Source organism: Desulfomonilaceae bacterium (genome assembly GCA_041662605.1).
In the GTDB taxonomy this organism is placed as follows: Bacteria; Desulfobacterota; Desulfomonilia; order Desulfomonilales; family Desulfomonilaceae; genus CAJBEZ01.
Genome location: JBAZSD010000002.1, coordinates 164791 through 190505, shown reverse-complemented (window position 1 = coordinate 190505; position 25715 = coordinate 164791). Strand labels below are relative to the sequence as shown.

22 protein-coding genes, 1 pseudogene and 1 CRISPR repeat array are annotated in these 25715 nt (G+C 49.0%); of the genes and pseudogenes, 10 read left to right on the top strand and 13 right to left on the bottom strand.

The window, feature by feature from the left end:
* Positions 1–7 precede the first annotated feature (7 nt).
* From mdh to leuS, 3 genes are all read right to left on the bottom strand, one after another.
* Positions 8–946 carry a malate dehydrogenase gene (gene mdh / locus WC647_02270; protein ID MFA6221119.1) on the bottom strand — a complete coding sequence of 313 codons (939 nt, stop codon included), beginning with the start codon at positions 944–946 and terminating at the stop codon, positions 8–10.
* Positions 947–1099: 153 nt separating this feature from the next.
* Complete coding sequence (lptE, locus tag WC647_02265) at positions 1100–1657, bottom strand: LPS assembly lipoprotein LptE (protein ID MFA6221118.1); 558 nt, start codon at positions 1655–1657, stop codon at positions 1100–1102.
* 112 nt (positions 1658–1769) lie between these two features.
* Complete coding sequence (leuS, locus tag WC647_02260) at positions 1770–4247, bottom strand: leucine--tRNA ligase (GenBank protein MFA6221117.1); 2478 nt, start codon at positions 4245–4247, stop codon at positions 1770–1772.
* A 268-nt stretch (positions 4248–4515) separates the two neighbouring features.
* On the opposite strand from leuS, the gene WC647_02255 reads away from it, so the two are divergent.
* Positions 4516–4686, top strand: a complete 171-nt coding sequence (locus tag WC647_02255) for a hypothetical protein (protein MFA6221116.1) — start codon at positions 4516–4518, stop codon at positions 4684–4686.
* A 205-nt stretch (positions 4687–4891) separates the two neighbouring features.
* Here WC647_02255 and WC647_02250 read toward each other — a convergent pair whose 3' ends face one another.
* A complete protein-coding gene (locus WC647_02250; protein MFA6221115.1) occupies positions 4892–5089 on the bottom strand; it encodes a hypothetical protein in 198 nt (65 codons plus the stop codon).
* Between the two features lie 545 nt (positions 5090–5634).
* Between WC647_02250 and WC647_02245 the strand changes: the two are divergent.
* The 8 genes and pseudogenes from WC647_02245 (at position 5635) to WC647_02210 (ending at position 15573) form a co-directional block, all read left to right on the top strand.
* Positions 5635–7131 (top strand): annotated as a pseudogene (locus tag WC647_02245) (type I-E CRISPR-associated protein Cse1/CasA).
* Positions 7128–7628 (top strand): type I-E CRISPR-associated protein Cse2/CasB, encoded by a 501-nt coding sequence (gene casB, locus WC647_02240; protein MFA6221114.1) that lies wholly within the window; start codon positions 7128–7130, stop codon positions 7626–7628. The pseudogene WC647_02245 and the gene casB overlap by 4 nt, the downstream one beginning before the upstream one ends.
* Positions 7622–8815, top strand: coding sequence for a type I-E CRISPR-associated protein Cas7/Cse4/CasC (cas7e, locus tag WC647_02235; GenBank protein ID MFA6221113.1), 1194 nt, complete (start codon positions 7622–7624; stop codon positions 8813–8815). The genes casB and cas7e overlap by 7 nt, the downstream gene beginning before the upstream one ends.
* Complete coding sequence (cas5e, locus tag WC647_02230; protein MFA6221112.1) at positions 8815–9927, top strand: type I-E CRISPR-associated protein Cas5/CasD; 1113 nt, start codon at positions 8815–8817, stop codon at positions 9925–9927. Before cas7e ends, cas5e begins: the two co-directional genes overlap by 1 nt.
* A 2-nt stretch (positions 9928–9929) precedes the next feature.
* On the top strand, positions 9930–10787 hold the full coding sequence (cas6e, locus tag WC647_02225; protein ID MFA6221111.1) for a type I-E CRISPR-associated protein Cas6/Cse3/CasE: 858 nt from the start codon (positions 9930–9932) through the stop codon (positions 10785–10787).
* 11 nt (positions 10788–10798) lie between these two features.
* The gene (gene cas1e, locus WC647_02220) at positions 10799–11779 is read left to right on the top strand and encodes a type I-E CRISPR-associated endonuclease Cas1e (protein ID MFA6221110.1); all 981 of its coding nucleotides are present in this window, start codon (positions 10799–10801) and stop codon (positions 11777–11779) included.
* Positions 11760–12035 carry a type I-E CRISPR-associated endoribonuclease Cas2e gene (gene cas2e / locus WC647_02215; GenBank protein MFA6221109.1) on the top strand — a complete coding sequence of 92 codons (276 nt, stop codon included), beginning with the start codon at positions 11760–11762 and terminating at the stop codon, positions 12033–12035. Before cas1e ends, cas2e begins: the two co-directional genes overlap by 20 nt.
* A gap of 16 nt (positions 12036–12051) precedes the next feature.
* Positions 12052–13790: a CRISPR direct-repeat array (repeat unit 29 nt; unit sequence ATTGTCCCCACGCACGTGGGGGTGAACCG).
* 151 nt (positions 13791–13941) lie between these two features.
* On the top strand, positions 13942–15573 hold the full coding sequence (locus WC647_02210) for a nucleotide sugar dehydrogenase (protein ID MFA6221108.1): 1632 nt from the start codon (positions 13942–13944) through the stop codon (positions 15571–15573).
* A gap of 110 nt (positions 15574–15683) precedes the next feature.
* Here WC647_02210 and WC647_02205 read toward each other — a convergent pair whose 3' ends face one another.
* The 4 genes from WC647_02205 to WC647_02190 form a co-directional block, all read right to left on the bottom strand.
* Positions 15684–15965 carry a ribbon-helix-helix domain-containing protein gene (locus WC647_02205; protein ID MFA6221107.1) on the bottom strand — a complete coding sequence of 94 codons (282 nt, stop codon included), beginning with the start codon at positions 15963–15965 and terminating at the stop codon, positions 15684–15686.
* 130 nt (positions 15966–16095) lie between these two features.
* Positions 16096–17208, bottom strand: a complete 1113-nt coding sequence (gene cfa, locus WC647_02200) for a cyclopropane fatty acyl phospholipid synthase (GenBank protein ID MFA6221106.1) — start codon at positions 17206–17208, stop codon at positions 16096–16098.
* Between the two features lie 168 nt (positions 17209–17376).
* The gene (locus tag WC647_02195; GenBank protein ID MFA6221105.1) at positions 17377–18168 is read right to left on the bottom strand and encodes a YkgJ family cysteine cluster protein; all 792 of its coding nucleotides are present in this window, start codon (positions 18166–18168) and stop codon (positions 17377–17379) included.
* Positions 18169–18201: 33 nt separating this feature from the next.
* Entirely contained in the window at positions 18202–18741 is a 540-nt protein-coding gene (locus tag WC647_02190) for an HAD family hydrolase (GenBank protein MFA6221104.1), read from the bottom strand.
* A 493-nt stretch (positions 18742–19234) separates the two neighbouring features.
* On the opposite strand from WC647_02190, the gene WC647_02185 reads away from it, so the two are divergent.
* Positions 19235–20395, top strand: a complete 1161-nt coding sequence (locus WC647_02185; protein ID MFA6221103.1) for a hypothetical protein — start codon at positions 19235–19237, stop codon at positions 20393–20395.
* A gap of 31 nt (positions 20396–20426) precedes the next feature.
* Here the strand turns inward: WC647_02185 and thiS are convergent, their stop codons facing one another.
* The 5 genes from thiS to WC647_02160 all read right to left on the bottom strand — a co-directional run bounded on the left by thiS (position 20427) and on the right by WC647_02160 (position 25539).
* Positions 20427–20642 carry a sulfur carrier protein ThiS gene (gene thiS, locus WC647_02180; protein ID MFA6221102.1) on the bottom strand — a complete coding sequence of 72 codons (216 nt, stop codon included), beginning with the start codon at positions 20640–20642 and terminating at the stop codon, positions 20427–20429.
* Between the two features lie 195 nt (positions 20643–20837).
* A complete protein-coding gene (locus WC647_02175) occupies positions 20838–23192 on the bottom strand; it encodes a molybdopterin cofactor-binding domain-containing protein (GenBank protein ID MFA6221101.1) in 2355 nt (784 codons plus the stop codon).
* 1 nt (position 23193) lies between these two features.
* Positions 23194–23676 (bottom strand): (2Fe-2S)-binding protein, encoded by a 483-nt coding sequence (locus WC647_02170; GenBank protein MFA6221100.1) that lies wholly within the window; start codon positions 23674–23676, stop codon positions 23194–23196.
* A 99-nt stretch (positions 23677–23775) separates the two neighbouring features.
* Positions 23776–24663, bottom strand: a complete 888-nt coding sequence (locus tag WC647_02165; protein MFA6221099.1) for a xanthine dehydrogenase family protein subunit M — start codon at positions 24661–24663, stop codon at positions 23776–23778.
* 153 nt (positions 24664–24816) lie between these two features.
* Positions 24817–25539, bottom strand: coding sequence for a hypothetical protein (locus WC647_02160; protein MFA6221098.1), 723 nt, complete (start codon positions 25537–25539; stop codon positions 24817–24819).
* Positions 25540–25715: the final 176 nt, after the last annotated feature.

Below are 25715 nucleotides of genomic sequence, written 5' to 3'. Positions count from 1 at the left end.
CTTGTCTCTAACTCAGAAATCTATCTACTTCTTTTACGAGATCCTTTACCGCTTGGGCAGACCTCTTGAAGGCTTGAGACTCATCGCGAGTCAAATCAACCTCAACAACTTTCTCGACTCCGGCTGCGCCAAGGATGGCGGGAACACCAACAAAAATTCCCTTTTCTCCATATTCCCCTTCCAGATAAGCCGCCACGGGCAGAAGCCTTTTTTTATCAAGCAGAACAGAACGCGCCATCTGAATCGCAGAAGCCGCTGGAGCGTAATAAGCGCTACCCGTTTTTAGCAAACCAACGATTTCAGCCCCACCCTGGCGCGTTCTTTGGACGATTTCTTCCAGACGGTTTGAAGACAGGAAACAGGTAACAGGAACTCCGCCCACAAAACAGTACCTTGTCAGAGGCACCATTGTGTCGCCATGTCCCCCGAGCACCAGTGCGTGAATATCTTCTACCGACACGCCGATCTCTTCGGCTATGAAGGCCCTGAATCGAGCTGTGTCAAGCACTCCCGCCATGCCCACTATTTTTCTTGGAGCGAAACCTGTTTTTTTCCATGCCGTGTAGACCATAGCGTCCAGAGGATTCGATACAACTATAATTATCGCGTCCGGAGAATATTTTGCCGCTTTTTCCGCCACATCTCCGACGATTTTGACATTGGTTGACAGCAGGTCATCCCTGCTCATTCCCGGCTTTCTGGCAATGCCGGCTGTAATTACAATTACGTCACTGTCTCTTGTGGCCTCATAATCGCTGGTTCCAGTTACCATCGTGTCCACTCCCAGGACAGTCGTCGCCTCATATAGATCGAGACCCTTTCCCTGAGGAATACCATCCAGAATATCGACCAAGACGACATCTCCAAGTTCCTGAGCTGACGCGTAAGCCGCCACTGAAGCCCCAACGTTTCCTGCGCCAATTACCGTTAATTTCTTTTTAGCCATGACTTCTCCTCCCTTTCCGCCCTAAAAAGTTTTCCAACCGTAGTTCACAAAAAAACCAATTTGATAGATTCATATTCTCCAAGCTCCCAGGCTGTCAACCCATCCGGTCTCGACAGGTGCGTATCCATATACCCCAGGCGATATTCACAGCGTCTAGAATGAATCGTACATTGACCTGTGAATGCGCGGGGTTAAATCCCTGATCATCTGGGAGATGGCGCGACGCCGGTTGGATAGTGTTCCCTGGATCGAGTCTGTAACTGTATAAGTGTACGAAGCCGAAAAATCATTCTTCCATAATTGCCGATTTGCGCCGGATTGATCAAGAAGGCAAGCGACACGCAAAGTCCCAACCCTTGTTAGTTCCTTCCCATCAGCTCTGAATGCTGATGGTGTGTCTTCATAAGAGGCGATTGTCGTCTTCAGGATCACGTCGCCGTTTTCGAATGTAGGTTTCAGCTTCGGGTCCAAAGCGAACTCGCGTCGAAGCTCGTTCGTCAATTCGGTCTCGACCCCTGTGATGACAGTATTGTTTGTTGCGCTCTCGATAAGAATGGTTTTGGCGCTTGTCGGAAACACCGCTGGTTTTACGGTTTCGCCGAACTTGTAACCGCAACCGCTAATTGAACAAAACAGAACTAAGAGTAGTACCGATCGCTGGGCGCCGAGTCTGAAAATTCGATTAGTTAGCGAATAGAAGGCATCGTTCACAGCTTCGGCTCTTAAACCCAATGTCTCAGTATACGACTAGAGACCGGGAACTGTCCTGTTGACTGAAATAATGGTCGAATCAAATCAAACCCAGGGTCTGGGCATGTCAGAATCAGCCGGCCACAATATTAATAAGCTTGCCGGGCACTACAACCATCTTTTTAATTACACGTCCTTCGAGAAATCTCTGCACGTTGGTTTCAGCAAGTGTGACCTGCTTGATTTCGTCCTCTGTGGCGAACACTGGGACGCGAATCTCCGCTCGTTTCTTCCCGTTGACCTGAACGACGATGGTCAATTCATCCTCTGCAATCAAGCCAGGATCGTAAGTGGGCCAGGGTTGCAGCGTCAAACCGCTCTTCTTTCCAAGAGCTTTCCAGAGTTCCTCCGATATATGAGGCACAAACGGGGACATCAAGAGTATCATGGAACTGATGGCTTCCACCATTGCGTCTCTGACGTCATTGGATAGCGAAATGTCCTCTTGAGATATTTTGGCCAACTCATTGGACATTTCCATTATTGCGGCGATGGCTGTGTTGAAACGGAACCTGTTGCTTATGTCCTCGGTCACTTTTTTGATTGTTTTGTGGGTGACACGTCTCACAGACTTGCCCAGTGGAGTCTGGGTGGGCGCGACTTTAGGTCTTGTCAAATTCTTGTGTTGTCCCACCAGTGTCCAGATCCGATTAAGGAACCTGTGCGCTCCCTCGACTCCCTCAGATGTCCACTCCAGATCCCTCTCAGGTGGGGCGGCGAAAAGACAGAACAGCCTGACCGTATCCGCTCCGAATTTGTTTATAAGTTCTTCCGGGTCTACCACATTACCTTTTGACTTTGACATCTTTGCGCCATCTTTAATTACCATGCCTTGGGTCAGGAGATTCTTGAATGGCTCACTCTCTTTCTTGATACCAAAATCCCTAAGCGCCTTTGTAAAAAACCTTGAATAAAGAAGATGCAAGATAGCGTGTTCTATTCCGCCGATGTACTGGTCAACGGGAGACCAGTAAACGTCCTGCGCCGGATCTAGCAAGCCCCCCTCGTAACGGGGACATGTATACCTGTCAAAATACCATGAAGACTCCACAAAAGTGTCCATGGTGTCAGTCTCTCTTCGAGACGCGGAGCCACATTTTGGGCAGGAAGTGTTGACCCACCAGTCGAGGTCAGGCAACGGAGAACGGCCGCTTTCAGGAAATTCTATATTTGTTGGTAACACAACCGGAAGATCTGAGTCAGGGACTGGTGTCGGCCCACATTTTGGACAGTGTATGATCGGAATAGGGGCGCCCCAGTATCGTTGCCGTGAAATACCCCAGTCTCTCAAACGATAATTTATAGTTGGACCGCCTCGATTCATGGATTTCAGCTTCCCGGAAATCGCCTTTTTGCCTGACACGTTGTCAATTCCATCGAACTCTCCCGAGTTGACCAGCGTTCCTTCCCCCACATAGGCCTCGGTCATTGCCGGTACATCCAATACCCTTTCTGAGGGCTGGACAACCACTACGATTTCCAGACCGTATTTCACGGCAAACTCGAAATCTCTCTGGTCATGAGCCGGGACAGCCATGACAGCGCCGGTTCCATACTCATACAGGACAAAGTTGGCGCAATAAATCGGCATCCTGCGGCCAGTCAAAGGGTTCACGCAATAGGCTCCAGTGAATACGCCTTCTTTTTCAGCCTCTTCTCCCACGCGACTTTGCCAATCCTGGGTCAGAGCGCGGTTCACAAATTCCTGCACAGCGGATTCCTGAGTAGTTCCTTTGGAAAGAGACAGACAGAGGGGATGTTCAGGCGCAAGGCTCATGAAAGTTGCGCCGTAAAGGGTATCCGGTCTGGTGGTAAAAACCTCTATTGACTGATCCGAATTTTCCAGGTTAAAGAGAATTCTGGCTCCCTCCCTCCGGCCGATCCAGTTCCTCTGCATTATCAAGACCCTCTCCGGCCAGCCGGTCAAACGATCGCACCATTCCAACAACTCATCTGCATATTCAGTAATCTTGAAAAACCACCCATCCTGTTCTCTTTGGATCACCGGTTCGGCGCATCTCCAGCAGCGCCCGTCTTCCACCTGCTCGTTGGCGAGGACAGTGGCGCATGTCCCGCAATAGTTGACGATCGATTTCTTCCTGTAAACAAGCCCTTTTTCCAGCATCCTAACAAAAAGCCATTGTTCCCATTTGTAGTAATCCGGGTGGCATGTGGCGATTTCGCGGTCCCAGTCATACGAGAATCCCATACGCTTGAGCTGGCGGCGCATCTCATTAATGTTGTTTTTCGTCCAGATCGCTGGATGGGACCGGTTTTTTATGGCGGCGTTTTCAGCGGGCATTCCGAATGCGTCCCAACCCATAGGATGGAGCACATTCAAGCCAGTCATCATCTTGTACCGGGCAACAACGTCTCCGATCGAGTAATTCCTGACGTGGCCCATATGAATTCTTCCCGATGGATACGGAAACATTTCGAGCAAATAATATTTTTCTTTAGAGGCATCGAGCTGAACCTTGAAAATATTCTCTTTGACCCAAAAGTCCTGCCATTTCTTTTCGATGACTTCGGGGTTGTATTTCTTTTCCATGTTTCCTCCACAATTGGCCGAATCAACAATTAACCGTTTCTTCTAACATATCGGGTAGGGCGGCTTCAACGTCAGTTATTGAGTTTGTTATGATCGCCGGCTCTCTCCCGTTGTTTGAGTTCTTTTATTTGAAATACTATAGCACGACGCCCATTAATGACGCTCGTTTTTCAACTAAGCCGTATGAGCAAAAAAGGGATCGTGAAAAAAAAGGCTCACCTGGGGAGAATAATCACGTTTGTCCTGTTGGTCACACGTCTGAATTAGGATGAGAGCAATCTTGGAGGCTATTAGTTTCGTTGTGGCGCCGGTAATCAGGTTAGCTTCTGATCGATGTATTACGTTCCGCTTTGGGCAAAGGACCAGAGTTTTCATCGTGGTCATATATCTGCTTTATGCGTGCGGCACTGGTCAAAAAGCTGTGACAGTGCGGGAATGAAGGCTTAGACATTGACACAGGATTCCGACAGAAAAGTCTCGCAGCAAGGCTCTTGAGGAAACACTGTTTGGAGCTTCAGCCCCGACCCCCGCCTGAATTTGTAATTGGTAACGCTGGTGGATTCGATAAGGAAATTGGCCCCGGCAAAAAAGGCAGCGTTGAGCCCATATGCAACCAGAACTTGCGCCAAAGAGCTAGTCTGACTTCACCTTCCAGATGATCCTTTAAGGAAATTTGATCCTCGACGCTTGGCGTTTCTGATCCTTTCGAGAGATTCCCTAGCGCTTTCCATGGTCTCTACGGCATTACGTTTGCCTAGTTCCGAATTGGCTAGAGCGAGGATCTGGTCCGTCAAGGACTTGGTCTCTGGAGCCTTATCAATCTTTTTTTTGCTTTTGTTCATCAATTATTCCTTCGTAAGAGTTTATAACTTCTTAGCTAGAACTTCCTTCACCAGTAGACTCTTGTCAAGGGGAATCCCGGGCGCCGCCGTCCGGAAACTGCCGGCATGCAAATCACATTGATTCGATAAATTTCTTGGCGCTGGCGGAAACCTTTCAGCGATGGGAAGTTTTTTTGCCTCTGTCAAAATAATCTCATCTCATTTGTCCTTATTTGACACACGTGTGTGTAAAAATACCTCTATCAAAACTTGAGTATCGGTTGGATACGGCATTTGGAGTTCGCTTCGGGTAGGTAAGAAAATCATACTAATCTAGGCGTCCATATAATAGACTAAGTCACAAGTTCCCTGAAAAGACTTTGTCTATAGCCAGAAAGACGATGCGATGGGGGTAAGGAATGTGGCGAAGACCATATACATGTAGCCTGATCGCGAAAATCTTCATCCGACATACTGACGCTGAGTCAGGATATTACAGGCGTTCATCTTGGCATTGGCTATCACGATCGAAAACTGGTTTCGAGTAAAGAAGGTCCGAGGAAGCTATGAAACAGAAAACCGAGAACTACAATCTGCTAGTGGAGGACTGGATACCTATTCTATGGACTAACGGAAAATTCGGCCGTGTCGGAATCAGGGAGGCCCTTACACAAGCAGGCCGTATCCGCCAGATCGCCGCGTCGAATCCTATGGACCGGGTATCAATTGTACGGTTCCTTCTAACGTTACTGTATTAGTGCAAGGGAAACCCGACAGACGAAGGTTACGCCTTTCCAAAAGACTCGTTTCCTGCTGATTGGTTCTTGAAACTCGAAGAGAACCAGGATTACTTCAATCTGCTGGGTGAGAGTAGGAGGTTCTATCAATGTTTTCGTTCTGGAAGCATGAGGTCACATAAGAAGCTATCTGCCAATTACCTGATCCAGGAGATTCCTACGGGGAGCAATTTCTGGCATTTCTGCCACTCGACGGACGGAGAGGATGGATTGTGTCTCGCCTGTTGTGCCATGGGGTTATTGAGATTGCCCTTGTTTGCCACATCAGGAGGCAGGGGCAAGCCGCCGGGTATCAATGCAAAACCGCCAGTCTACGTCATACCTACAGGCATGTCACTTGCGGAAACGTTGTGGTTGTCGTGGCGACCGGCGTCGAACCTGGGAATACCTGCATGGGAAAAGCCGGATTTGCAACTCTCAGAAACAGATGAAGTCCCTTTGCTGACGGGATTAACATGGTTGACCAGACGGGTGTGGCTGAACAATCCAGAAGCATCCGCGACTGTTTGTATCTCATGTGGGAGGAAAGATCGTCTTGTCCGATTTTGCGAGTTTGATGGCATTGGGAGCACAAAAAAAGGGGAGGACGATCCAGGACGAGTTTGGCGAGACCCTCATGTCCTTTATTCAAAGACCGGCAAAAACGAATCTTTGCATGCTGGCGATACTCTTGGCGCTCGTGACGCTGCTGCCGGAGAATGGGCAGTAATTATGGCCGAACTGCTTCGGGACGAGGGGAAAATCGATTCAATACGAGAGGTAATTAAGAAAAATCGGACTTCAAACACCAATGTCTATGCTTCCATTGTAGGCTTTTCAACGGTTCAGAATGATAAGTACTTGGAAGCAAAGGAATATCTGTTTCCGTTGGATGTTTCGACGAGTGAACTTGCCAAAAGTCTTGAACATGTCGAATGGTGGCTAAAGGAGAGAGGAACTTTGAAGAAACAGCTCAGCAAGGAAAATAAAAGGAGGACACGCTGTTCAAATATAGATATTGAGGCGGCTATCGTCGCTATTTGTCCTCATGTCGAAGACACAGTGTCTGGGAAAATTGAAAAGTTGTTTTCCGGAGAGAACTTAGCTCGGGAACAATCAGGCCACGAATATCATGCAATGATGGCCATCATCGCCAAATCACTTTCACCAGGTTTTACGACAGTATCAGTGCTAAGGCGACAGCAGATTGCCTGTGTAACGCCAGTCGTGCGATTAAGACCTGGAGCAAATAACGATCTAGGCCGTAACAAAGGAGGGACGAAGTGAGCGCAACGGATCAATACGTTGAAGCCCTAACGCACCTGAAGGCCGGTGAGTTGGGGCTCTTGCGAACCCACGCTGGGCTAGGGCTTGATGAATCGGTCGATGGGTTTGACCTATTTGCCGGGATCTGGTGGCCATTGCGTGAAAAAAACGAGCGAGCGCCTCGTCGGGAAGTTGCGTGGCTGATCGCAAAACTCTACGCCTTTTGTCCGATCATGCATTCTCCAGGCGATTATTTTGCATGCCAATTAGGCCTTTGTCAGCCGAACGATGAGAGGGAAAGACGTCGATACCAAGGTCGATTCGATCAATTGCTACTCCTACCGATTGGCCTGATCGAGCCCGCTTTGCATTTGGCGCTAGATAATATTGCCTCAAAAAGTCCGAGAGTCGATTGGGTGAAACTAACTGATGACCTGTCCATTTGGGAACGTGAAAGAACCCGACTCAGATGGGCAGAGCAATTCCTCCAAATTAACGAAAGGACAAGATCATGCTAATCGAGATTCACGCTATTCAAAACCACAGTCCGGCCAACTTGAACCGGGACGATCTTGGAGCGCCCAAGACCTGTTACTTTGGCGGAGTGCTACGTTCTCGTATCTCCAGCCAGTGTATCAAGCGAAGTATCCGCATGAGTGAAGAATTCAAACGACTCTGCGGGGGAATTCGCACTCGACAGTTGTCGAAATTAATCGCCGAAAAGATAACGGATCAACATGACGTCAAGAAGCGTGCAGAGACAATTCTTGCCATTTGCGGTCTTAAACCGAAGATGCCGACCAAAAAGAATCAGGAAAAAGATGGGCAGGAAGATGCAGAAAAGTCCAAGATGCTTGTCTACACGACCCAGGAGGCTGTCCAAGAGATGGCAAGACTATTGCAAGATGATAATGGAAAAACTGACACCCAACTTGCAAAGGAATTCGGAAATCTCATCAGCAAACGGGTCGCCGTACCAGACATGGCGCTTTCGGGACGGATGTTGGAGCCAGATAAAGAATCTAAGGAATTGTGGAAAGGACTTGCTACCACAGTAGAAGCTGCATTGCAGGTGGCCCATGCAATCTCAACACATGAAGCCCGACCCGAGGTAGATTATTTCGTCGCTGCGGACGATATCCCCGCCGCCGACGCTGGAGCAGGTTATGTGGACGAGGCCATGTTCGCGTCCGCATGTTTCTATAAGTATTTTTCAATTCACTGGGAAACGCTTGTAGATAATCTCAAAGGCTTCAACGGTAATCAAGAACATTTGGCTGCCCACACAATTGGGGCATTCATAAAAGGGGTGGCGCTAACAACGCCCAGTGGCAAACAAAATAGCTTCGCAGCGCACAATCCACCGGATGGGATGCTAGTAGAAATTAAGAACGCACCTATCAGCTATGCCAATGCATTCGCCAGGCCCGTGTCCTGTGGACAACGAGACATTATTTCGCAGAGCATCGCACAGCTCGGTCAATATATTCGTGACCTAGACACCGGATACGGTGAGCCTAATAAGAGGTTCTGGTTCTCGCCCAATCTTCGGTACCCTTTGAGTGTCATCGAAAATAAGAAGGAGATAGTCCTTGCAGAAAACAACCTAAAGTCGCTGGAAGAGTTAGTCTCTTCAGTGGTCGGCGCCACTGGCAATGACTGGGAGGCGGTTCAAGGGGTTTTCATTAGCCCGGAGCTTAGCTGATGAGCGCTTACACACTCTTTCTTCGCCTGGAAGGTCCGCTTCAAGCATGGGGTGACAACTCCAAGTTCGTCATTCGCCGAACAATGGAGGCGCCCACAAAGTCAGGCGTGATTGGACTTTTGTGCGCTGCTTTAGGTGTGTCCCGCTCGAAGGCTTCAGAAGATTGGCTGCCGAAACTCAGCGCCTTGACCATGGGAGTCAGGATAGATGTCCCGGGTGTCCGATGGTGGGATTATCACACGGTTGGCGCGGGTATGCGGATGCGTATCGCCGAAGCCGAAGGAAAAACAAAACCAGGCGCTATGTTGACGCGGCGAGAATACCTATGCGACGCTTCTTTTCTCGTGGCTCTACAAGGTGATGATGAGAGTCTTATCTATGAACTCAGTGAAGCGATAAAAAAACCTAAATGGACTCTCTATCTCGGAAGAAAGTCCTGTCCACCAGCCCGACCTCTACTTGAGCCAGCGAATCAAGATAAGACTTTCCCCAATTTGGAATCGGCGCTCACATCAGTGGAATGGCGTCGTCGGTTTAGAGGCGATTTGGCGCCACAGACCGTGGATTGCCTTCTCGACTGGAAACCAATACCTGGGCAACCGGAAGCGCCGACTGATGCGCTCGTTTGGTACGATGAGCCACTGACATTCGAACCGCCGTCTCATGGTCCCAGATTTATCGTTCGCCAGCAATTGACTATAGGACCTGAAGGTAACATCAAGGTGTCGCCAATGCCCCTTCAGAATTCCACCCCATCTCCGCCGCGCCCACGGGCAAATTACACTGACAGCAAGTATCGCGACGCCAGAATGACCCGACTTGCCGCCGACAACGGGCTGTGCGTATTTTGCAAGGCGCCGGCGACCACAGTACAACACATAACGTACCGCAACGCAGGTGGAAACGAATCCGAGGAAGATTTACGCTCGCTCTGCCGGCTCTGTCACGACGCTGTAACCATGATTGAATATGGTCTTGGCATGGGCCTGGATCGAATTAACCCATGTGAACCCCGATGGCGCAATGAGATAGTCAAAAAACGTGATGAGATAGTTAAATACCGTTCATTGGAGACCCGTCGCCGACGTTTGCAGCCCGAGGAGGTGGAATAGACATGTACCTGTCCTGTCTCTTGATCGACGTGGGTAGCAACCCAGACCGTCCTCGCCCCGGCAGGCTGTGGCTACGGAACCTTTACCGGGTCCACCAGCGTCTATGCATGGCGTTTCCATCGGCCGAACGAAAGGACAAAGACCCGCAGTTCCTCGACCCTTATCGACCTATGGACTTTTCCGGGGAGCAAGGTCTGTTTACCGAGTCCTCTACTGAAATACATAAGGTCAAACTTAAGGACGTTCATACTCCCCGGGATGGCAACCAAGGGTTCCTATATCGTATCGATCCACAACTCGGCTCCGGCCGGGCCGTGATTCTAGTGCAGTCTGGCGTTAAACCAGATTGGGACTACGCGTTCCAGAACGCTCGTCATCTTTTGGCGGTTCCCGCTGAGCTGAAGCCATTCAACCCTCGATTCCAGCTTAACCAGCGTCTACGATTCCGCATCCTGGCCAACCCGGTGAGAAAAGTCAGTTCTAGATCCCTAGATTTTGCAGGAAAACCTTTTGATGAACGATGGAAGGGCAAAGAGGTTCCCGTGCCGACGGCCGATCTCGACAATTGGCTGCAGCGCCGCGCTGAACCTGTATGGTCGGCGCCGAAGAACTCAGAGGATAAACAATCTCGGCCTGGCTTCCGTCTCGTTGAAATTACCAATACCCAAAGTGGCTATATTTATGTGAACAAGAGGCTAGATCGTAACGGCGCTCGGCGATTACGCTCTGTACGTTATGAAGGCATTCTGGTAGTTACTGACGCTGACACTTTTGGCAAAACTCTTGCCCGCGGCATCGGACCAGGAAAAGCTTTTGGGTTTGGGCTTCTCTCGGTAACATCAGAATTCCCACCACCATAGGAGTTTGCGCCATGAGGACCCAAGATCTGAATATTTTGCCTCGGTTTCGAGACGGATGGAGCTATCTGTATGTTGAACATTGCAAGATCGAACAAGAAGCCAAATCCATAGCCCTGTTCGATGCCGCGGGAAAGGTTCCCGTGCCATGCGCAACCCTTTGTTTGTTGTTGATGGGGCCGGGAACGAGCGTCACACATGCTGCGATATCTGCGTTGGCGGACAATGGTTGTCTTGTATGTTGGTGTGGTGAGGAAGGCGTGCGTTTTTACGCCTATGGTCAGGGAAAGACGAGGCATGCTCACAATCTGCTTCTTCAGGCGCAACTCTGGGCGGATAGCGAGCAAAGACTGAGAGTCGTGAGGAAAATGTATTCCATGAGGTTCGATTCACCCCTAGAAGAGTCGCTAACGCTACGACAAATACGCGGCAAGGAGGGAATAAGAGTTCGAGAGACATACGCTGAAGCTAGCCGTGAAACTGGTGTTCCATGGCTCGGGCGATGCTATGATCGAAGTGACTGGAAAAACAGTGATCCGGTCAACCGTGCTCTGTCCGCTGCAAACAGTTGTTTGTATGGTATCTGCCAGGCCGGGATTCTTGCTCTCGGCCTGTCGCCGGCTTTGGGATTCATCCACACTGGGAAAATGCTGTCGTTCGTGTATGATATCGCAGATCTATACAAGACCCAACTCTCAATTCCGATTGCCTTCCAAACCGTGGCCAAGGGAGAGACTGAAATTGAAAGCCGCGTCAGAAAAGCTGTCCGAGACAAATTGAAAGAGACCAAGCTTTTGCAAACCATCGTTGCAGATACTCAGTTCGTCCTGGATCTGCGAAGCAGGAACCGGCCCAAACCTGAAGAGATGGACTTCGATTCCGACCCGGCTCTTCCCGGCGAGTTGTGGGATCCAGCGGGGGCCAATCAAACGGGTGGTATAAACTACTTTGATGAACCGACGTTAGGTGATGAAAATGGTTATAGTGATCCTTGAAAAGGTTCCCCGAGGGCTTAGAGGAGAATTGACACGATGGATGCTTGAACTGAGGACGGGAGTATTTGTTGGAAGTGTCTCAGGAATGGTTAGGGAGCGTTTGTGGCACAAGTTGTCCGATGAATCCCGAGATGGTTCGTGCCTGATGGTCCATAGCGACAACACAGAGCAAGGATTCTCGATAAGAATTTTGGGCGAGCCCAGTCGTCACGTCGTTGACTTCGAGGGGTTGTCTTTGATAAGACTGCCGCAATAATGCGGCTTTTTCCAGTATTGTCCCCACGCACGTGGGGGTGAACCGGCGCGGATACTTGCCGCCATCTGGCTGTTTAAATTGTCCCCACGCACGTGGGGGTGAACCGAGGGATTCAAAGAGTTCAGAATTGCCGGGCCAATTGTCCCCACGCACGTGGGGGTGAACCGTGATAAAGTCATACTAAAAGCTCCTATACATAAATTGTCCCCACGCACGTGGGGGTGAACCGCTAGAAAAGAAGGCAGCGGGGAAGTAAGTAGAATTGTCCCCACGCACGTGGGGGTGAACCGTTTCTCCACTAAGGAAAATGACCTGCGTAATAATTGTCCCCACGCACGTGGGGGTGAACCGGTAGGCCGTTCAACTAATATAATGCGTGCGGAATTGTCCCCACGCACGTGGGGGTGAACCGGCGAGCAAATCCCAATTCTTATCAGCGCCTTCATTGTCCCCACGCACGTGGGGGTGAACCGGAAAGGAAGAGGTTCAGAATCATGTCGCAAGAATTGTCCCCACGCACGTGGGGGTGAACCGAAGGGGAAGAAGTAAAGTGGCTGGAGGTACTGATTGTCCCCACGCACGTGGGGGTGAACCGCGGACCTGCGCCGAGAGAAGCCGGAAAAATAAATTGTCCCCACGCACGTGGGGGTGAACCACCCCACCTAATATTTTCAATGTCATTGAATGTATTGTCCCCACGCACGTGGGGGTGAACCGATTAAAACAAATAGCTGATGCTGAAGTAAGCCATTGTCCCCACGCACGTGGGGGTGAACCGAGAATGACCGACAAGAGATAGATAGCCTGATAATTGTCCCCACGCACGTGGGGGTGAACCGATGTGAATCCGATGCTTGACTATATCCGTTTACATTGTCCCCACGCACGTGGGGGTGAACCGGAGGCGAGGCAGTTTTTCGACATAGGCCAGTTATTGTCCCCACGCACGTGGGGGTGAACCGTATGTAACCGATTGGTTTACGTACGCAAACATATTGTCCCCACGCACGTGGGGGTGAACCGTTTCCCAGAATCCATAGGCAAGTCTACTCTAAATTGTCCCCACGCACGTGGGGGTGAACCGGGATCGACCAGCGGCCACATCGAAGTGGGCCTATTGTCCCCACGCACGTGGGGGTGAACCGACAATAGGCGGGATAACCTGAGATATGCGAACATTGTCCCCACGCACGTGGGGGTGAACCGCCTTGAACTGGCGACTGTAGCCAACGACGCATATTGTCCCCACGCACGTGGGGGTGAACCGAAGCATGAAACGACCGAAGAAAGGACTGAGCGATTGTCCCCACGCACGTGGGGGTGAACCGGAGGCTGGGATTTCAGAGTCGAGGCTGAGCCAATTGTCCCCACGCACGTGGGGGTGAACCGCAGATCTACCAGGAGAGTAGCTGGCGGATGTAATTGTCCCCACGCACGTGGGGGTGAACCGTTACAGTTAAAGTAGGCGATGCTGTTAGTCAGATTGTCCCCACGCACGTGGGGGTGAACCGATTAAATAAAATGGAAACTGATGCTGGAGTTGATTGTCCCCACGCACGTGGGGGTGAACCGGCGCCCATTCGAGCGCCTCATTTGTGGGTGCGATTGTCCCCACGCACGTGGGGGTGAACCGTTTGCAAGGAGATCCACAGGCGATTTGGAGCGATTGTCCCCACGCACGTGGGGGTGAACCGTTCGAACACCACATGAAGGCGAATCGTCATGGATTGTCCCCACGCACGTGGGGGTTACCTCAAGCTGCTAAAATTGGTACAGGAATGATTTTGCGCTCTGGTTACCATGTTCGGTTAAGACAACTTGCAGGATTTTGACTTGACTGGCCGGTCAAATCCGAATTAATGTGACGTAAAGTCCTCAACACGAACACCAAGAAAGTGGGAGATCTATGAACCGGGAAGTATCTGTCAGCCCAGAAGGTGAAGTTTTCTATCTTCCAAATGAAGATGATTACGCCGCAGAGTTTCTCCGTCTGAAGAATCTGGTCGATTCCCATAGGGGCCAGGGTCGAGAAATAGTTGTAGTCATGGGCATAGGTTTTGTCGGGGCGGTAATGGCTGCGGTTGTCGCCGATTCTACGAATGACTCGGGCAATCCCGGGAAATTCGTAATCGGTATGCAAAGGCCCAGCGCACGCAGTTTCTGGAAAATACCACTCATGAATCGTGGCGTCGCTCCTGTCAAGTCCGAAGACCCGGAAGTCCCTGCCATGATCCAGAGATGCGTGGTGGACAAAGGAACGTTAACAGCGTCATTTACCTATCAGGCGTTGAGTCTGGCCGATGTGGTAGTGGTAGACGTGCAATGTGATTACATCAAGGAATCATTGAGTAATGTCAAAACCGGTTATGTTAACCTGGAAGACCTGGAAAAATCCCTTGAAATTATCGGTGAAACGATTCCTCCGACCGCTCTTACCCTTATAGAAACCACTGTTCCTCCTGGCACTACTGAACAGGTTGCCTACCCATTAATCAAAAGGGCTTTTCAAAAACGAGGCATCGAGGACGACCCATTACTTGCCCACAGCTACGAAAGGGTCATGCCCGGGGCAAATTATGTGGCTTCCGTAAGGAATTTCTGGAGAGTTTGCAGTGGAATAAATGAAGAAGCGCGTAAAAGAGTGGTTAAATTTCTAAGTGAAGTCATAGACACAAAGAACTTCCCATTAACAGTTCTTGATAGACCAATTGAATCCGAAACCTCAAAAATAATTGAGAACAGCTACCGCGCCACTACACTGGCCTTTCTGAATGAATGGAGCGTTTTTGCCGAACGTAACGGCGTGGATTTGGTTAAGGTGTTGGACGCCATAAAAGTTAGGCCCACTCACTCGAATATAATTTTCCCCGGGCCGGGTATCGGTGGATATTGCCTTCCCAAAGACGGCGGACTAGCTGTATGGGCGTACAAGCATCTTCTGGGATTCGAGGATGATCTTTTTAAGATAACACCGTTAGCGATAGACATAAACGACAGTAGAAGTCTCCATGTGGCGGAACTCGTTAGAGACGCCCTCCGAAACATGGGGAGATATATCGCCGCTTCCAAAGTAACTCTTTTAGGAGCTTCGTACAGAGAGGATGTAGGGGATACCAGATACAGCGGCTCAGAAATTATAGTCCGGAGACTTGTAGAAATGGGCGCCGACGTTTGTGTCCACGACCCGTACGTGGATCATTGGTGGGAATTCGAAGCCCAGGAAACGTACCCCGCACCAGGGAAAAGCCGTGGCCGGTTTTTCCGCTCGCAGCAAAAGCTTACTGAACTGAAAATCGAAAAAGATATCGCAACAGCGCTGAAAGACGCTGACGTAATGATTATCGCGGTAAGACACAAGAAATTCATGAACCTGGATCCGGATGATGTGGTTCGCTACGCAGGCGGTCCATTAGCCATTATAGATTGTTTTGGGATATTGAAAGACGGGGCTATCGCTCGATATTTTGAACTGGGCTGCGAAGTGAAAGGGCTTGGAAGAGGCCACATAAACAGAATAAAGAAACAATTTAAACGTTAGAAAATCGCAAACAGGGTAGACCACAAAAACAGTTAGGGTGTCGGAAATAACGCTTCACGCCCGTGAATCAGTCCTCAATGCCGGTCGAACACAAGTTCATGGATCGAGGTTTAAGGTTCATGAGCGGTTTCCTTTTCGGCTTTACGGCAAACTAGATGCACTGCCTTGCATGTCCCGCATTCAGATAAATAATGGTCCGATAAAAGACCCTGCCAATGAGCTTTTTGTTCGACTGTGAGAATCCCGGATCCCTTGCACAATGGACAGACGCTATCCAATGCGGCCAGAACAGCCTCACGGATAAATTCAGATCGGTTTGGGACTCCTCTCAGCGCCTGGCTCAGTGATTTTGGCACTTTAAATGTGATTATTTCTGGTTTTTCCTGGCTCATGTCTTACTTTATGCACCGGCCCCTCTGGGGGCACGCATCTAATATATTTCATAAAGTATTACATGTTATTACCAACCAGTCAAGGGACGCATGCCACCAGCGCATGACCCAGCCGGCAAAAAGCGGGAAATCAAATTCTAAATTCCGGTTGTGAAGAGCCGGGCTTTGTCAGGATCAACTGCCACAACTGATTGTAACGGGCTCGAAACGCTCCGGCGCATGACAGGAGATAATATTCCCACATCCTTCTGAAGCGATTGTCGTAACGTTTCGAAAGTTCCGGCCAGGCGTCCTGAAAGTTCGAATTCCAGGCCATCAAGGTCTTGTCATAGTGGGGGCCGAGATTGTGGATGTCCTCAATTACGAACAAACCTTCGGCCGATTTGGCTATTTGAGCTATGCTCGGCAGCATTCCATTCGGGAAGATGTACTTGTTTATCCACGAGTCCGTCTTAATCTGGGTAGAATTACCACCGATAGTATGAAGTAAAAAGATTCCCCCGTCCGTTAGACACCTGTGGACAATACGCATAAATGTTCGGTAATTCTTGTAGCCAACGTGCTCAAACATTCCAACCGAGACAATTTTGGTGAATTCACCGGAAATTTCCCGGAAGTCAGAGTTGATTATTTTTACCGGTAAACCGGAAAGAGTCTGCTTGGCGTATTTGATCTGTTGTTCTGAGATGTTGACTCCGGTAACTTTGCAACCCGTTTTTTCCGTCATGTACCTCGCCAGCCCGCCCCATCCAAAGCCAATATCAAGCACATGATCTGAAGGGACGAGTTTGAGCTTGGTGATTATCAGGTCCATTTTATTGATCTGAGCCTGTGTGAGGTCGTCAGTTTCCTTGAAATAGGCGCAACTGTACTGGTTATAAGGGTCGAGAAAGGACAGAAACAGATCATTGTCGAGATTATAATGACGGTCTGCTATCATCCTTGCTCTACTGACAGATTGCAGATTAAAGAGGTAGGCTCGCAGAAACGGGACAGCCAGCTTCCAGGAGCCGAGCGTTTTGTCAGCGATTCCCGCTTGCAGGATTCTGTTAACAAATTCGTCAAGCCGCTCGCAATCCCACCATCCGTCCATGTACGCTTCGCCAAGGCCTAGACTCTTCAGACTTAGCGCCCGGTCGTATAAATTCTCATTGTGGACTTGAATGTCGTAGGGATTGATCCCATTTATTTGAACTCCGGCGCCGGCCATGAGTTCGGTAACAATCTCTTTACTCTTGGACATACGGCCTCCCTTTGAACCTTGAAATGATAAGTGTCACCGGAAACGGTTCTCTTCAAGAAAAGCGCATACGCTTGGATTAACTAGATTGTCTCATCAATGAGTGAAAAAAACTCTCCTTCGATATGATGAAAAAAGTTCTCTTACCAAATTTCTCTTGGTTTGCGGAGCTTAACACCGACCCGCCTCTTTCAATCGCAAAGTAGGAATACGAAAAAGAGCAAATTTCAACCATTGAAAAGCAAACTCAAGCAAAGACAAATCGTCGTCTCGCATCAATTCAGCTTGTCCCTCAGGTAGATCGAACCTTGCCAGGAATGACGAGTTGAAAAGAAAGTCACGGAATTTAGTAAGGTTGTAACAGGCCATCATGAACATCTGCAACTGTTGGGTTGACAGTTCAACGGATCCCCTTCGGAATCCAAGCATGTACAATTCCATGAGCAAATCGTTAACCCTGTTATACTGGTCCAAGTCCTGGCCAGAAACCCATTCCTGGACATCCCAGGTCTTCGCCTGCTCGAATCCCTTGCAGTGATCTTCCTTCACCAGAAAAAAGAACTCTTCATTAAGATTGGTGGATCTATTCTTTGACGCGGCTCTCCCGAGAGGGTAAATACGGCAGGCTCCGGGCCGGTCCTCGTACACAGAGCAACCACTCGGTGAAACAAAAGGGCAGAGACGTTCTCCTTCGGCCTGCATTTTAAGAAAGACTTCAGGAAAGCCGTGACGAGATCCGGGTTTTATGTCTGTGTAATCTTCGAGGAATTCTTCAGGAGTCTTGCGCAGCCTTTTACAGAGCTTCAAGACATCATATGGAGTCAATGAGAGTTCAAGTTTTCTGCAACATTCCGTAAAACAAGGGACACTAGGGCCGCAGTAAAACTTGAAGCGGTCCTCTCTGGACATCCGATCATCCGTATTCAATGACATTCTAGGGTCCGAACCGCTACCTTCGGTCATGTAATCTCCATTATTTTTTATTCTAATATACTCCTAGTCATGACGGAACCCCTTTTTCTGAAGAAATTCCGCAAAATCGAGAAGAGAAGAAAAAACCGGCGCAATATCTGACGCTTCTCGAACCGGAGATATCTTCACCGGCTGTACTCCCGCGGTTCTTGCGGCTTCAACATCAGACAGGGAATCTCCAGCCATGAAGGACTTCGCCAGATCAATGCCCAAGTCGCGCTCGGCCTTGAATATCATTCCAGGGGCAGGTTTCCGACAATCACAATAATCTGTTTTGTCATGAGGACAATAATAGAGTCCGTCCAGCTCCATTCCATCGTTTCTGAATAGTGACCTCATAAAATCGTGTACATCCGAGAGATCGTCCTCGGTCATAATTCCTCTCGCTATCCCTCGCTGATTGGTAACAATTACAAGCAAATATCCTAATCCCTTAAAAATCCTCAAAGCTAAAGGCACTCCAGGTAAAAGCTCAAACTCGCCAGGATTTCGAACGTACCTGTCCTCAGGGAGTTTTCGGTTGATAACTCCGTCCCGGTCCAAAAAAATGGCTTTTTTTAGCATGCTATAGCCAGTCTCCGAGGCCTTAACAAGTCTTTTAGAATGTGAAGCAGAAAAGACCGCGCGGTCCAGGCTATTTTATCACAAACTGCCAACAAAAAGGTCAAAGAGCAAAAAATTATGGAATCAGTCCAAGCCATGACAAATCAGCCACATAACGTTTAACGAGCGCTACCTCTGCGTGGATACATATATAAAAATACGTGATAACTGAATGTTGTGACCGCGCGTTAGTGTAAAGTCTGCGATCATAACTAAATTTAATCTGAATTAAATCCAATTAGATAGTGTTTTAATTAGATTCTAAACACTAATAATAATAGTAGTTATATATCAATATGTTATGTAACATAAACCCCATTAGTAGGGTATGTTGATATTAACCACCTTAAAATTAAAACGAAAGTTTTTGCAATCATACTTAATAAATCACTTGACAGAAAATTCGTTTTGAATCATTAGGAGAATCCAGGACATTCAGTGAAGGAGGGAGGGCATGCTTACAATAAAGCGCCTGAAGGTATTGGTTTGTCAAATAATATTGGTTTGTGTCGCAACAACCGTGACCTGGGGTTACACGGGACCGGATATCTCCGGCCCGGGAGTTCAAGGAGACGCTCTTTCTGCAGACCCGACTTATCAAAATAGGTCGGTTCCAAAGCAGCAGACGTACCCGGCTCAACCTCAAACCGGCTCTTCTTACACCTCTCGTGGGCATAAGGGATCTGTTCGTTCAAATCCCAGCTATCCCGCCTACCGTGGGAATGCGCCGATGGTGTCACCAACACCACCTATATGTGGGCCTCAGGGCTGCCCTGTGCCAGGAGTGGCTGCAGGAAATCCTGTCCCTGTACCTGCGCCCGGGATGTTTGGCCTGTTTTCGCAGCAAGGTATGGGATTCGGACCTTGCGGAGGCGCATTTTTGCCTCACGTGGGCGCCAAACAGTTTCAGGTGAGCGCCCAGGTTTGGTACCCGACTCTGTATCGAAGTGACGTCATTTGGGGTACGAATGGGGCGTTCGGAGCAGGTACGCAATTGGACCTGAAAGACGATTTGGACCTGGGGCCAAATCAATATCTCGGGGTCTACGAGGGTAGGTGCCAGATAAAGTGCAATTGGGGCTTACGGTTCACTTTCATGCCTATCAATTACAGGGCCAACACCATGCCGAGAAACTTCTTTTATTTCGGCAACACGACATTCTCCGCTAACATAAACACTTTGACCATCTGGGATAGATACGTATACCGCGCCGAGTTGGTATATGACTGGTTTCACAGACCCAACGCCGTATCGAGTCTGTTCGCCGGATACGTCATGTATGATGACAAGCTGACTATTAGCCAGCCTAACTTTAGCCGGAGCCGCTCGCGCACTCAGGGATTGTACACGGCAGGCGCAAGTATTGAGCGGCTTATCAGAGATATAGGCTCAGCCACAGTTAGTACCGAATGCAGAGGGTCGGTGAATTTTGACAACGACCATTTCGGCTGGGATGGAGTATGGTTAGGCAGAGTATACATGCCTATGAATTGTGGACGGTATGGTTACCTGGAAGGTGGGTATAGATGGTACGTTATGGAGACTAGCCAACCTACCGACTATGACAAAATAAATTTGGCAGGGCCTACCGCTGGGATTGGTTTGATATTCTAAGGTTTACAGTCAACGAGGACGCCGGGTCCTGTTAACCGCCAAACGACGGATGGATGATTTCGACTCGGTCTCCCTCGTTAATGAAACGACTCGCAAAATCGTGTCTATGAATGAATTGACCGTTAAGCTCGACTATCACCCCAGGGTCATCTTCCTGGAGTGTTTCAAGAAGAATCTGGATGGTGAGAGTCGCGTCTTTAAAGTCTTCGGGGTATCCGTTCAATATGAATTTCAGGCTACCGTCCATGATTAACGTTAGTCTCCCACGAGCTCGGCGCTTTCATCAGATAATCCGGGCCCCCTCGTGGCTTCTGAGTGTCCTCCGGATTTGATTCTTTAGAGTTAAGTCACTGCATTCTTCAAAACAACCAAACACGAAAGCCGGATGTAGAAATAAATCGTTATTCTGCTCCGGCTTTCGAATTCCAGGGAATTTGTCGCCTCAGACGCCTTCCGACTTCTTTTTCAACGCCATAAACAATCTCTCCGATGTCACGGGGAGTTCGTTAACCCTGACGCCGGTCGCGTCATAAATCGCGTTGAGAATGGCCGGTATTGTGGGCATTATCGCCCCTTCCCCGACTTCTTTAGCTCCATAAGGGCCATTAGGCTCATTCGATTCGACAATGATCGATTTTACGTTCGGCATATCGAGCGCTGTCGGAATCTTGTATTCACCAAGCGACGGATTAATGACTCTGCCTCTGGAGTCGAATTTGACTTCTTCGAAGAGACATTCCCCAAGCCCCATAGAAAGTGAGCCTTGCATCTGGCCTTCAACGGACATCCTGTTTATAGCCAGCCCGCAATCGTGCGCATCCGTCATATTGTCAACCGTTATCTGTCCGGTTTCCAGGTCCACCGAAACTTCGACTATCTGGGCCGAGCATCCGTAAGCTGGAGATGTGCCCACTGCTGCTCCTTTATATGATCCGCCAAGTCTGGGTGGTTTGTATTTCCCTGTCCCAACGAGTGTTCCGGCTTTTAGATAAGCCACTCTGGCGGCTTCCCTGAATGTTAGGTATTCCCCCGATGGAGGGTCTGTCCAGCCTCTGTGCTCTTTTATGAAACTGGATCTTATCTTTTCAAAATTGCCCGGAGCGCCGTCGAATTTTACGAGTCCGTCCACAAAAGTTATGGCCGCTTTTTCTACATTCATTTCTTCCGCGAGAAAACCTGCAATTTTGTCTCTTAACTCTTCGGCTGCTTCCTTTGTAGCATGGCCTGTCATCAGAGTCTGCCTGCTCGAGTATGCGCCGAGATCCACGCTGTAATCAGTATCTCCAGAAAAGACATGGACATTTTCCAGAGGGATTCCCAAAGTCTCGGCCGCAATCATTGCCATGGCCGTATCTGATCCCTGTCCAATTTCAGCCGACCCTGTAAGGAGATTTGCCACTCCACCATCTTCACTCATTTTTATCACAACAGTTGAATGATAAGTGTCTGATCTGTAGATAGGGTAGCCGGCGCCGGAAACAAAGAATCCGCAAGCCATTCCAATACCTTTGCCTTTGGGTAGCTTCCCTTTCTTGTTATTCCAGTCGCTTCCCTCTCGAATGGCTTCGATGCACTCCTTCATTCCTAGACTCGACATATCCAGCTCGTTTACTGTCATGTCACCGGCGGTCATGATGTTTTTTAGACGCATTTCCACTGGATCAATCCCAAGCTTTTCAGCCGTCATGTCTATAAGCTGTTCAAAACATGCCCTGTGAGCCACACCTCCGTGACCGCGTTGGGCTCCACATGCCGGCTTGTTCGTGTACGCGCGATGACCGTCATATTTCATGGCCTTTAGCTTATAAGGGCCTCCCAAGAGCGAACCCGAGTAATAAACGGTCGCAATGCCGAAGCTTGTGTAGGCTCCTCCATCGAGCACCGCCTTGTTCTTCAGGGCCACCATTGTTCCGTCATTCATGACCCCAAGAGACATCTCGGCGTAAAACTGGTGCCTGGCCCGACTGTGCAAAAAGACCTGCTCTCTGGAATAGGTCATTTTGACTGGTCTTCCCGTGATCTTTGACAGGAGGCCGCAACTCATCTCAAGAGGGGTAGCTTCGCATTTTGGTCCGAAACCTCCACCAACATAAGGTTTGATAACTCGAACGTTTCCCACCGGAATTTGCAATGTCATGGCAACGGTACGCATTACGTAATGGGGAACCTGGGTGGAGGTATATAGAGTCAGCCTTCCCGCATGATCAAATACCGCTACACACGAATGAGGCTCGATAAACGCAGCGTCCTGACGCTTGTTGAGAAAAGTATGATCCACTACAAGGTCGCAAGACTTGAGCGCAGCTTCGGTGTCTCCGAACTCCTGATGAACCTCAGCGTTAATATTACCCGGAAATGCATCGTGTATTTGAGGAGCGCCGTCTTTCGTGGCCTCGAACATGTCAAACACCGCAGGAATTTCCTCATAATCCACCTTTATAAGCGACAGCGCCTCCTGGGCTGTTTCCAGATCCACTGCCGCCACCGCCGCAATTTCATCACCTACATAACGAACTTTATCGTGAGCGAATAGTGTTTCATCATACCTGGCGGGAGATACTCCATATCTGATCAACCCGGCCTCTTTTGATGTGACTACGTTTTTTACGCCTGGCAGTTTCTTGGCCTTTGATGTGTCAATGTGCAAGATTCGGGCATGCGCCACTGGACTTTGCAATATCGCGGCATAAAGCATTCCCGGCATTTGGAAGTCATCAGCGTACTTGGCCTGGCCTGTCGCCTTGGCCGCCGCGTCAACTCTCGGGGCTCTGGTGTTCAGAACTCTATAATTGCCCATCTTACGCCTCCTCTTTTCCTCTGATGACTTTCGCAGCCTCATCGACGGCCTGAACAATTTTCTGGTATCCCGTGCATCGGCATAAATTTCCTGAAATGGCGGTCCTTATTTCCAACTCTGAGGGGTTAGGCTTCTCGTCTAAAAGGGCCTTGGCCGACAGAATCATCCCCGGAGTGCAAAAACCGCATTGGATCGCTCCTTTATCCACAAAAGCCTGCTGCAACGGATGAAGGTTTCCGTTTTCCGCAAGGCCCTCGATGGTCATTATTGCCGTCCTATCTGCTTGGATTGCGAGTACGAGGCATGAATTAACAGCCTTGCCATCCATGAGGACAGTGCATGCGCCACAATCTCCGAGGCCACAACCGTGCTTGGTCCCTGTCAGACCCATATCTTCCCTCAAAAATTGAACTAACGTCTGATTCGTAGAAACAGCCGCTTCGACAGGTTCACCGTTTATAGTAAGCTGAATTGTTTTCTTCATTATTCATTCTCCGGAGATACAGGACTTCTTAATAAGAAAAATCCCGTAAATTTAAATCTGCCCGTATGGAACTGTGATCGACAGGCTCGGGATCAACTGTTATGGTTTCCAGGCGATCGCCCGCTGATATGCCTGGTTCAGCGCTCTGGAGGTCAGCGTCTCGATCATGAGGCATCTGTATTCCATTGTTCCCCTATGATCGGTTATTGGTTGGCACATTCCCACTCCGATTGCTCCAGCCTCAAGGAAAACCTGTTCAGAAGGTTGACGCCCGATAAGGAATTCTTCCGCCGCAAGCGCTCGGACTGGTGTAGGAGCCACAGCTCCCAAAGCGATTTTAACGTCGACTATTGGACCTTCGGGTTCCTGCAGCGCCAACATCACAGCGACGTTAACCATTGATATTTCGAGTGTTTTACGAGCGCCAAGTTTAATGTAGGCGCCTCCACTCCAAGGGGCAGGTCTCTCCATGAATACGCTTACCAAGAGTTCATTGGGCTCAATGACGCTTTCCCCGGGACCGACGAAAAAGTCTCCGACCAGTATCTCCCGTTCCGATGAAGCGCTTTTCAGTTTCAAGACAGCGTCAAGAACCATGAGCGCTGGAGGCAGATCCGCCGCAGGTCTGGCGTTAACAATGTTTCCCCCCAATGTGGCTCTATTTCGCACCCCCGGAGCGCCAAGCCTTCCGGCCGCTAGCGCAACCGGCGCAAATCTGTCCGAAATCAGTTCGTTTTTGGACAAATCAGCGGCTGTGACAAAAGGACCGACTGTGACGCCGTGATTTTCCCTAGGGATGATCGTGTCTAGCCCCGGAATTTTACGCAATGATATCAGGTGACTCGGCTTTTCAACTTTTAGTTTCATCCGAACCAGGAGATCCGTCCCTCCAGCCAGTATCCTTGCGTTTCCACCTAACTCCGAAAGCAGACGCAATGCTTCTTCCAGCGTAGTAGGCTCATGATAGTCAAACTTGGGCAGGATCATGCTTTTTTCCTCCCGTAAGAAATTAGGAATAATTTGTTAAAGATCAAGAAACTCGGCTATATCAAAACGATAACAGGAAACACCTTATTAAGGATATGGAACGCCTATCAAATTAGTCGCGCTAGCGCGACGGAATTTACAGATCGAGACCTCTCAACGTTTATGATTGTCGCGTTTCACAATCTTACGCGCTATACGACGGTAATAGGCCCCTTCACAAAAGGCTGGACACTCCTGAGTCGAAAATTCATAAGAGCAAAGACCCGGACACGCCGGTAAACCCGCCAGATTCTTGTTCACGAGCGGCTTTTTCATAAAACTGGAGACAGGTATTTTAACCTGGCCCCCGCAATTATGCTCAAATACGTATATTCCCTTCGAAAAATCGCTTACGCAAGCTCGATAGAATTTAAAAAACAACTCAGGATCCTGGAGAACCTTAACGATTTTGTTCCATCTCTTTTGACACTTTGAACAGACAAAATCGGCTTTGCGTAATTCCTTCCCGAAGTCTGTTTCATGGTCATCTCTGGCGGAAGCGGTTTCCTCAACAATCGCCTGGATTCCAAATCTTTCGAGTTTTTGGATCAGTTCTTTTGCATTTGATTTGGCTTGTTCTATTTTAACAGATTGGGAATCATTTGCCTCCGAAATAAAGGGAGGTATACGAAAATAGACCCATCCTCTATACCCCCCAAAAGGGGTTCCATCCGTTGGACGATTGCACGCCATAATCCCTTTCGCAATCTGCGTGTCAACCGGCGCGACAATGTGATAAGAGGATCCGTCAGGGGCAATCCCTATCCAACCTTCGTTACCTGATCTAAAACTCAGAGTGGCTCTCAAAATATCGCCCAATTTTATTTTAAGCGTCATTGAAAAAGAAACGTTCCGTATTCAGAACTCTCCAACATTAAAATAATCCGTACCCCAGGATAGTGTCAAGCTATAAAACATTACGATAATTCCGTTGACAAGATACACTCAAAAAGGTAAAAAATGTCAATATAGTTCATAATAATGAACATATTCACGTGTGAAAACATTAATCA

Coding starts and splice junctions, on each gene's coding strand:
- mdh (MFA6221119.1), bottom strand. CDS start 946: ATGGCTAAAAAGAAATTAACGGTAATTGGCGCAGGAAACGTTGGGGCT.
- leuS (MFA6221117.1), bottom strand. CDS start 4,247: ATGGAAAAGAAATACAACCCCGAAGTCATCGAAAAGAAATGGCAGGAC.
- WC647_02255 (MFA6221116.1), top strand. CDS start 4,516: ATGAGAGCAATCTTGGAGGCTATTAGTTTCGTTGTGGCGCCGGTAATC.
- WC647_02250 (MFA6221115.1), bottom strand. CDS start 5,089: ATGAACAAAAGCAAAAAAAAGATTGATAAGGCTCCAGAGACCAAGTCC.
- cas7e (MFA6221113.1), top strand. CDS start 7,622: ATGCTAATCGAGATTCACGCTATTCAAAACCACAGTCCGGCCAACTTG.
- cas5e (MFA6221112.1), top strand. CDS start 8,815: ATGAGCGCTTACACACTCTTTCTTCGCCTGGAAGGTCCGCTTCAAGCA.
- cas6e (MFA6221111.1), top strand. CDS start 9,930: ATGTACCTGTCCTGTCTCTTGATCGACGTGGGTAGCAACCCAGACCGT.
- cas1e (MFA6221110.1), top strand. CDS start 10,799: ATGAGGACCCAAGATCTGAATATTTTGCCTCGGTTTCGAGACGGATGG.
- cas2e (MFA6221109.1), top strand. CDS start 11,760: ATGGTTATAGTGATCCTTGAAAAGGTTCCCCGAGGGCTTAGAGGAGAA.
- WC647_02210 (MFA6221108.1), top strand. CDS start 13,942: ATGAACCGGGAAGTATCTGTCAGCCCAGAAGGTGAAGTTTTCTATCTT.
- WC647_02205 (MFA6221107.1), bottom strand. CDS start 15,965: ATGAGCCAGGAAAAACCAGAAATAATCACATTTAAAGTGCCAAAATCA.
- cfa (MFA6221106.1), bottom strand. CDS start 17,208: ATGTCCAAGAGTAAAGAGATTGTTACCGAACTCATGGCCGGCGCCGGA.
- WC647_02195 (MFA6221105.1), bottom strand. CDS start 18,168: ATGACCGAAGGTAGCGGTTCGGACCCTAGAATGTCATTGAATACGGAT.
- WC647_02190 (MFA6221104.1), bottom strand. CDS start 18,741: ATGCTAAAAAAAGCCATTTTTTTGGACCGGGACGGAGTTATCAACCGA.
- WC647_02185 (MFA6221103.1), top strand. CDS start 19,235: ATGCTTACAATAAAGCGCCTGAAGGTATTGGTTTGTCAAATAATATTG.
- thiS (MFA6221102.1), bottom strand. CDS start 20,642: ATGGACGGTAGCCTGAAATTCATATTGAACGGATACCCCGAAGACTTT.
- WC647_02175 (MFA6221101.1), bottom strand. CDS start 23,192: ATGGGCAATTATAGAGTTCTGAACACCAGAGCCCCGAGAGTTGACGCG.
- WC647_02170 (MFA6221100.1), bottom strand. CDS start 23,676: ATGAAGAAAACAATTCAGCTTACTATAAACGGTGAACCTGTCGAAGCG.
- WC647_02165 (MFA6221099.1), bottom strand. CDS start 24,663: ATGATCCTGCCCAAGTTTGACTATCATGAGCCTACTACGCTGGAAGAA.
- WC647_02160 (MFA6221098.1), bottom strand. CDS start 25,539: ATGACGCTTAAAATAAAATTGGGCGATATTTTGAGAGCCACTCTGAGT.